Genomic DNA, 7,170 nt, shown 5'->3' on the forward strand with positions numbered 1-7,170 from the left:
AGAGTTACTTTTTCTGGCATTTATCAGTTGATTTAATACGAATTCTACCCGTTTGACTTACAGATAAAGCCAATCCTTTGAGATTGGCTTTATCGCTATTAGGGCAATATATAAAAGTCCCATTTTGGAAGCCATTTAATGACCCGTCAGGACGAAACGTAATAGCGCTACGGGGGTACTCTAAAGTATCGGCCTCATTAACATCCTCGAAAGTGCTTAAGAGTAGTTCATCATCATCTAGAGTCGTTGATTTATCTTTGTCGATAAACAGTGACATGTGACCATCCCATTCGTCTTTTGTGCATTGGCTGTCTTTTAGTGCGCAAAGCGTGACGTAAGTAGCATTTTCAATTGCGTAAAGGCGGCCATAATTTATATTTCGGTGTAGCAGATTCACATGGTTATCTAATCGGTTTTTAGCCAATAAGTCTGGATAAAACCACATAGATAATTGGCTGATAATACTGACAACAGCCATAGATACCATTAATTCGAGAAGTGTTACTCCCTTACTTTTTGATATTGATAATCTCATCCTTGAAGACCTGAGTTAATAAATGATTAACTCAGTCTAGTAAATGATACAAATATGACAAGATATAATTGTACGTTTTTTAATCGCACTTTTCAGTGGTGGCACCAAGGTAAAAAGCAGTACCAGATACTGATACATTCAGCGCTTTATTGTTTTCATTGTCATTATTGGGGCAGTATACAAAGCCCGTAAAGCTACCTGAGCCAGCTAAACTTGTCGTAATACGACCGCTCGTATTAAACCGAAGGCTATTATTACCAGAGAATTTTATTCTATCGCTAGACGGAGTTTCTGACATTACACGTAATAGACTATCATTTGCGCTTTTATAACTTCCGTCATTATCAGTATCTATAAATAAAATAACGGTATTAGTTGATGCCCATTCACTTTGGCATGTGAGACTTGAGCTACTACTTGTAACTGTATTAGGAGCAGGGCATACAATGACTATTTCATCCGTACTTGCAGCTTGAGCACGGGCGTAGCTAATATTTCTTTTTAATTCCAACAAAAAGTTCTCAGCTCTATTTTCTTCTAGCATATCGCTACTATTCCAAATCGCAATTGATGCAATGATCCCAACGATAGCAACGGTTACCATGAGTTCTAAAAGGGTGAACCCGTTTTGTTTGTTTTTCATATTAATCTCATTTACTGCTAGTCATTTAAGTATAGCTATTTTTATATAATAAATTATACCACGATCGGTTGTTTTATCACCGTAATTCAATCGCTTTGTTTGCTATGAACATCATGATTGTCTAAAATCGAGGCAACTGAAGCTTTCAAAAGTAATTAATATGAAAAAAATAGAAGCAATTATCAAACCTTTTAAGTTAGACGATGTGCGTGAAGCGTTGTCTGATGTAGGTATTACGGGGATGACGGTAAGCGAAGTTAAAGGCTTTGGACGTCAAAAAGGTCACACAGAGCTATATCGTGGCGCAGAGTATATGGTCGATTTTTTACCTAAAGTAAAACTTGATATTGTATTGACTGATGAAGATGTAGACCGTGCAATTGAAGTTATTGTAAAAACGGCGCAAACAGGAAAAATCGGTGATGGTAAAATATTTGTCACAGATGTTGAGCGTGTAATACGTATTCGTACTGCAGAGGAAGATGAAGAAGCGATTTAAGCTTGTTTTTCTATGTAGTTAAAAGGCGCTTTAGTAAGCGCCTTTTTTATTTATTTAGTTCTTTTATTTAGTTTTCGTGTTTGCTTTGCGTGCTCACTAAGCTCAGTTAAACCTAATTGGTCGTAACTTTTCTCCATCATTTCAAGCGCGGGATCTAAGTAACTGCTTTGTGAATAATGCTCAACAACAAACTTACCTCTATTAGCAGCAGCTAAATAAGCTTCACGTTCGTAATAGTAAGTTGCTACTTTTAATTCATAACGTGCCATGCGGTTTAAAAGCCACACTAAACGACGCTTAGCTTCAGGCGCGTAATCACTTTTTGGAAAACGTTTTACTAATGTCGATAAATCTGTAAATGCAACACGAGTACGGTTGGCATCACGGTCGGCTCTATCTACACCAAAGTACTCTTGGAACGCATTTTTATCTGCTTTAATATTTACTAAACCACGCATGTAATACATGTAGTCTAAATCTTTATGATTTGGGTTTAAGCGAATAAAGCGGTCAATGGTTGCAAGTGCTTGTTCAGTATTACCTGATTGATAATGTGCATAGACTAAGTCCATTTGTACTTGCTTAGAGAATGGGCCAAATGGGTAGCGAGAGTCTATAGCACTCAAAAGTTCAATTGCACGAGCATATAAACCAGAATCTAGCGTTTCTTTTGCATCTTCATATAAAGCGTGTGCAGACTTATTCGGTACACGTTGAATGTCTTCTTGGTCTGGAGCAGACGAACAAGCGCCTAAACTAAGTACAGAAACTGAAAAAACAATGGCAAATGCACGTTTCCCTATTTTATTTATCATTTTATTTGTTACCTTCGATGTCTTCGGCTAGGCCAAGTCGGTAAAACCGAGTAAACTATGCGTATTATATTATGCTTTTATTAAAAGCGATTCTAACCCAGTCGAGCAAAGCTTGCACTGGTAAATTGGGTAAAGTTACTAATGTCAGAGCAAATTTCTCTTCAAGCCGACGTTCCAACCGAATTAGGTGGTAAACGTCTAGACCAAGTATTAGCACAATTGTTCCCTGATTATTCACGTTCTCGTATAAAAACGTGGATTTTGGATGATAAAATCACTGTAGACGGTGAAATTTTCAACACTCCACGCGAAAAGCTACTAGGTGGTGAAGTTGTAAGTGTTGAAACAACAATTGAAGCACCACGCGAATACGAAGCACAAGATATCAAATTAAACATTGTTTATGAAGACGATGATATTTTGGTAATTAATAAACCAATGGGCCTAGTGGTTCACCCAGGTGCGGGTAACCCTAATGGAACAGTGTTAAACGCATTGCTACATTACTACCCTGAAATAATTAACGTGCCACGCGCAGGTATAGTGCATCGTTTAGATAAAGACACGACCGGTTTAATGGTTGTAGCTAAAACGATTCCAGCACAAACGCATTTAGTAACAGCGCTGCAAAAGCGTGAAAACTTTACGCGTGAATATGAAGCACTGTGTAATGGTACTATGACTGCAGGTGGTATGGTTGAAAAAGCGATTGGCCGTCATCCTACTCAGCGTACGCATATGGCCGTACATGAACTGGGTAAACCGGCAATTACACATTACCGTGTTGCTGAAAAATTCCGTGCTCATACTCGTTTACGTCTGCGCCTAGAAACAGGCCGTACTCACCAGATTCGTGTGCACATGGCACATTTAAATCATCCGCTAATTGGCGATCAATCTTATGGCGGCCGTCCGCGTCCACCTAAAGGTGCAACACCAGAGTTATTCGAGTTACTTCGTAGCTTTAGACGCCAAGCACTACATGCTGTAAAATTGAGCATTGCGCATCCAATCACGGGTGAAATGATGACATGGCAAGCACCTATCCCTGATGATATGGTTGCTATGACACATGCACTACGTGAAGATACTAAAGCTAATCCTGATATCGATAGATAATGCACTTATTGTCAGCGACATGGCAAAACCTTCATAAAGTAGGAACGCTAAGTACTACTTGTGGAGGTGGTGTTTCAAAAAACCCATTTAAAAGTTTCAATTTGGGATACCATGTTGGAGATAATCAAGATCATGTATCAAAAAACCGCTCACTATTAACCAAACACTTACCTAAACCTGCCGTGTGGCTAAATCAAGTTCATAGCTCTGATGTTGTTATTGTTGATGAACATTTTGACTCTAATAAGTTACACAATGCTGATGCGCTTTATACTCAGTTATTAAATCAGCCTTTGGCTATCATGACTGCCGATTGCTTACCTATTTTATTAGTGAGTGATGATGAGAAGGAAGTTGCAGCTATACATGGTGGCTGGCGGGGGCTTGAGCAGGGAATTATTAAAAATACTTTAGAATGTTTTAGCTCAAAGTATGAAAATATAAATGCTTGGCTAGGGCCTGCAATTGGGCCAACTCAATTTGAGGTTGGCGCTGAAGTGTTTGAGTTATTTAAAAAAAGGTCTTCTTCATTTATTCAAGCATTTACACCACAAGCTAATGGCAAATTTCTTGCTGATATTTTTGGCATTGCGCGTACTTTACTTACCCAGCAAGGCGTTAAAAATATTACAGGCGGCGACTATTGTACAGTCTCTCAAAGTGACTTATTTTTTTCTTATCGACGGGATGGTCAAACAGGGCGTATGGCAAGTTTGATCTGGCGCAAGTAAAGCGTACATTAGTGATTATATTTATTCCCACACCTTGAACAATTCTATTAACATACCCATTTATTAAACAATTAGTTTATTAAATAGGTAAACCCTCATGCGTTTAGATAGATTTACAAGCAAATTTCAATCTGCGCTTTCTGATGCGCAATCTTTAGCACTTGGTCGCGACCATCAATTTATTGAGCCCGTGCACTTAATGTATTCATTGCTACAACAAAGTGGCTCAAGTGTGCGAGCGCTATTTGCGCAAACAGGAGTCAGTGCTGACGAGCTCAATACTAAGCTTTCTCAAGAAATTGAAAAGCTCTTTAAAGTCGAAGGTGTTGGAGGCGATGTACAGTTGTCAAACAACATGGCATCACTTATTAACTTATGTGACAAGTATGCGCAAAAACGTAAAGATAAATACATTTCGAGTGAATTGTTTGTACTGGCAGCATGCGACGATAAAGGTCCACTTGGCGATATATTCAGATCGTTAAATATTACCTCCACTAAAATTGAAACAGCAATTAAAGCGATTCGTGGTGGTCAAAAAGTTGATGACCCAAATGCCGAAGAAACACGCCAAGCGCTTGAAAAGTTCACGATTGATCTAACTGAGCGAGCAGAGCAAGGTAAGCTTGACCCTGTTATTGGTCGTGATGACGAAATTCGCCGCACGATTCAAGTATTACAGCGCCGTACTAAAAATAACCCTGTATTAATCGGTGAGCCAGGTGTTGGTAAAACAGCAATAGCAGAAGGTTTAGCACAGCGTATTATTAATGGTGAAGTACCTGAAGGATTAAAAAACAAACGTGTTTTATCGCTTGATTTAGGAGCACTAGTTGCGGGCGCTAAATATCGCGGTGAATTTGAAGAGCGTTTAAAATCAGTGTTAAACGAATTGGCTAAAGAAGAAGGCCAAGTCATTTTATTTATTGATGAAATACACACTATTGTGGGTGCAGGCAAAAGTGATGGCGCAATGGATGCGGGTAATATGCTAAAACCTGCTTTAGCACGCGGTGAGTTACACTGTGTTGGCGCAACCACGCTTGATGAATACCGTAAATATATAGAGAAAGACGCAGCACTTGAGCGTCGATTCCAAAAGGTACTCATTGAAGAGCCGTCGGTTGAAGATACCATTGCAATATTGCGTGGCTTAAAAGAGCGATATGAGCTACATCATTCAGTAGAAATTACTGATCCCGCGATAGTTGCTGCGGCGCAGTTATCTCACCGCTACATTAGCGATCGTCAGTTACCAGATAAAGCAATTGATTTAATTGACGAAGCGGGTTCTTCAATTCGATTACAAATTGATTCAAAACCAGAGTCGTTAGATAAGCTTGAGCGTCGTATTATCCAATTAAAATTAGAAGATAATGCACTTGCTAAAGAAAAAGATGAGGCGAGTCAAAAACGTCGCACTGAAATGCAAGAGTTGATCACCGACCTTGATGGACAATATCGTGAACTAGACGAAATTTGGAATGCTGAAAAAGCATCGCTTCAAGGTACACAAGTAATTAAAGCCGAACTTGAACAAGCAAGATTAGATTTAGATGTAGCGCGAAGAGCAAGTGATTTACAGCGTATGTCAGAGCTGCAATATGGGCGAATTCCAGAGCTTGAACGAAAACTTGATTTAGCCTCACAAGCTGAAATGCAAGAAATGACTCTGCTTAAGAACCAAGTAGGTGAGGATGAAATTGCTGAAATTTTATCTCGCTGGACAGGTATTCCTGTTGCAAGAATGCTACAAGGTGAGCGTGAAAAGCTGCTGCAAATGGAAGATAAGTTACACAGTAAAGTAATAGGGCAAGATGAAGCGGTCGTTGCTGTTGCTAACGCAATACGACGCTCACGTGCAGGACTTGCAGATCCTAATCGCCCAATTGGTTCTTTCTTGTTTTTAGGTCCAACAGGTGTGGGTAAAACCGAGCTTACAAAAGCACTGGCAGGTTTTATGTTTGATACCGAAGATGCCATGGTACGTATCGACATGTCTGAGTTTATGGAAAAGCACTCAGTTGCACGCCTAGTGGGCGCACCTCCAGGTTATGTGGGTTATGAAGAGGGCGGTTATTTAACAGAAGCTGTTCGTCGTAAACCTTACTCAGTTATATTGCTTGATGAAATAGAAAAAGCACACCCAGATGTGTTTAACATTTTACTGCAAGTGTTAGATGATGGCCGATTAACTGACGGACAAGGTAGAACCGTTGATTTTAAAAATACTGTTATTATCATGACATCAAATTTAGGCTCAGATATTATCCAAGAACAAGCGGGGAATAATGACTATACGACCCTTAAAGCTAAAGTAATGGAAGTATTGATTAATGAGTTTAGACCTGAGTTTATTAACCGTATTGACGAGACTGTTGTATTCCACCCGTTAGCAAACGAGCATATAAAAGAAATAGCTGATATTCAGTTAATGAAATTACGTGAGCGTTTAACAGAGATGGGGTATCTGCTTGAAATAAGCGATGCTGCACTTGAGCGAATTGCAGCAAGTGGGTTTGATCCTGTGTACGGTGCACGCCCGCTTAAGCGTGCTATTCAGCAAACGATTGAAAATCCGCTAGCACAAAAGCTACTTAATGGGGACTACATACCAGGTAGCGTGATTGTTATTGATGCAAATGACGGCTCTTTGGTATTTACCAAACGCTGATTGTAAATAATTAAACTCTAAAGCCGCTAAAATAGCTGTCTCTTGATCACAAGTCTGACTCAAGAGATTTTGCTAAATCGTAGCCTTCCAGGATGGCTTGTAACTTAAGCCATCCTTGCCATAACACTTTCACAGATGCACGCCCTGTGCGCTT

General features: G+C 39.5%; 7 protein-coding genes. 4 read left to right on the forward strand and 3 right to left on the reverse strand.

Annotation, left to right across the window (positions count from 1 at the left end):
• Positions 1-4 precede the first annotated feature (4 nt).
• Positions 5-535, reverse strand: a complete 531-nt coding sequence (locus tag H5161_RS08080; RefSeq protein WP_182769064.1) for a GspH/FimT family pseudopilin — start codon at positions 533-535, stop codon at positions 5-7.
• Positions 536-614: 79 nt separating this feature from the next.
• Positions 615-1,178 (reverse strand): GspH/FimT family pseudopilin, encoded by a 564-nt coding sequence (locus H5161_RS08085; RefSeq protein ID WP_182769065.1) that lies wholly within the window; start codon positions 1,176-1,178, stop codon positions 615-617.
• A gap of 160 nt (positions 1,179-1,338) precedes the next feature.
• Here H5161_RS08085 and glnB point away from each other — a divergent pair, with 160 nt between their 5' ends.
• Positions 1,339-1,677 (forward strand): nitrogen regulatory protein P-II, encoded by a 339-nt coding sequence (gene glnB, locus H5161_RS08090; protein ID WP_002962211.1) that lies wholly within the window; start codon positions 1,339-1,341, stop codon positions 1,675-1,677.
• A gap of 50 nt (positions 1,678-1,727) precedes the next feature.
• Here the strand turns inward: glnB and H5161_RS08095 are convergent, their stop codons facing one another.
• Positions 1,728-2,492 carry an outer membrane protein assembly factor BamD gene (locus H5161_RS08095; protein WP_002962210.1) on the reverse strand — a complete coding sequence of 255 codons (765 nt, stop codon included), beginning with the start codon at positions 2,490-2,492 and terminating at the stop codon, positions 1,728-1,730.
• A 141-nt stretch (positions 2,493-2,633) separates the two neighbouring features.
• Between H5161_RS08095 and rluD the strand changes: the two genes are divergently transcribed.
• From rluD to clpB, 3 genes are all read left to right on the forward strand, one after another.
• Positions 2,634-3,611: a 23S rRNA pseudouridine(1911/1915/1917) synthase RluD gene (rluD, locus tag H5161_RS08100; protein ID WP_002962209.1), complete on the forward strand. Its 978-nt coding sequence runs from the start codon at positions 2,634-2,636 to the stop codon at positions 3,609-3,611.
• On the forward strand, positions 3,611-4,342 hold the full coding sequence (gene pgeF, locus H5161_RS08105; RefSeq protein WP_182693165.1) for a peptidoglycan editing factor PgeF: 732 nt from the start codon (positions 3,611-3,613) through the stop codon (positions 4,340-4,342). Before rluD ends, pgeF begins: the two co-directional genes overlap by 1 nt.
• A 97-nt stretch (positions 4,343-4,439) precedes the next feature.
• On the forward strand, positions 4,440-7,016 hold the full coding sequence (gene clpB / locus H5161_RS08110; protein WP_182769066.1) for an ATP-dependent chaperone ClpB: 2,577 nt from the start codon (positions 4,440-4,442) through the stop codon (positions 7,014-7,016).
• The last annotated feature ends 154 nt before the right edge of the window (positions 7,017-7,170 follow it).

Source organism: Pseudoalteromonas sp. SG43-5 (genome assembly GCF_014164345.1).
Classification (GTDB): Bacteria; Pseudomonadota; Gammaproteobacteria; order Enterobacterales; family Alteromonadaceae; genus Pseudoalteromonas; species Pseudoalteromonas distincta.

Excerpts from the sequence above, each read along its gene's own strand:
- glnB (WP_002962211.1), top strand. The coding sequence starts at position 1,339 with ATGAAAAAAATAGAAGCAATTATCAAACCTTTTAAGTTAGACGATGTG.
- rluD (WP_002962209.1), top strand. The coding sequence starts at position 2,634 with ATGTCAGAGCAAATTTCTCTTCAAGCCGACGTTCCAACCGAATTAGGT.
- H5161_RS08085 (WP_182769065.1), bottom strand. The coding sequence starts at position 1,178 with ATGAAAAACAAACAAAACGGGTTCACCCTTTTAGAACTCATGGTAACC.
- pgeF (WP_182693165.1), top strand. The coding sequence starts at position 3,611 with ATGCACTTATTGTCAGCGACATGGCAAAACCTTCATAAAGTAGGAACG.
- H5161_RS08080 (WP_182769064.1), bottom strand. The coding sequence starts at position 535 with ATGAGATTATCAATATCAAAAAGTAAGGGAGTAACACTTCTCGAATTA.
- H5161_RS08095 (WP_002962210.1), bottom strand. The coding sequence starts at position 2,492 with ATGATAAATAAAATAGGGAAACGTGCATTTGCCATTGTTTTTTCAGTT.
- clpB (WP_182769066.1), top strand. The coding sequence starts at position 4,440 with ATGCGTTTAGATAGATTTACAAGCAAATTTCAATCTGCGCTTTCTGAT.